The following is a 657-nucleotide window of genomic DNA, read 5'->3' as shown; positions in this document are numbered from 1 at the left end:
AGCCACGCCCCCTCGCTCGACCGTACGAGGGCTGAGGCTCGAACCGGGAGACGCGGTACTCAAGATCCCCTCCTACGAGACAGGCATCCTCGAAGGAGCTTTGATGCGGGAATACGGCGGCCATCTCCTGCCCGGCCCCGAAAGCCTCCGCCCCGGAGGCAAACTCGTCATCATCGGCCACGGTCACCAACTCGGCGACGGACAGGCAGCGGCCGACCAGATCAAAGCCCTGTACAACGGAGCGCTGCCGGCCGGAGTCCACATCCACATGGTGGTGTGCCGGGCCGGCGACGGCGCATACCCGCCGGCACAGGCTCTGGCCAACGAACTGGGCCGCACCGTCGTGGCATCGACCATCGACGTCTCCATGACCAACACCCTCGACACGGCCCACTTCATGGACGTGGAGTACGACGACCCCTACCTCAGAGGAGTGCATTACGGCCTGAACACCACCCACACCCATCTGCAGGGCAGTTTCTACGCGTACTCCCCGCACGAGGTCACCCAGGACAACGACGGCGACATCGTCATGGGCGGAATCGACCCCACCACGCACACACCCACCCCAGCCAACGGCCCGCACAACGGCCCCACCTTCCACCTCCTCTCAGCCGAAACACCACAACTGAGCACCTTCTCCGCAACCGACACCAC

1 protein-coding gene is annotated in these 657 nt (G+C 65.1%); it reads left to right on the top strand.

Features of this window, described 5'->3' with window-relative positions; translation table 11 throughout:
- Positions 1-103: 103 nt before the first annotated feature.
- Positions 104-657, top strand: a 554-nt coding sequence (locus BU52_RS32625; RefSeq protein ID WP_037941483.1) for a hypothetical protein, incomplete at its 3' end; no start/stop codon positions are given.

Origin of the sequence: Streptomyces toyocaensis, from assembly GCF_000725125.1 — a bacterium.
In the GTDB taxonomy this organism is placed as follows: domain Bacteria; phylum Actinomycetota; class Actinomycetes; order Streptomycetales; family Streptomycetaceae; genus Streptomyces; species Streptomyces toyocaensis.
The sequence above is the reverse complement of the archived record's forward strand: the minus strand, read 5'-3'. Positions and strand labels throughout refer to the sequence as shown.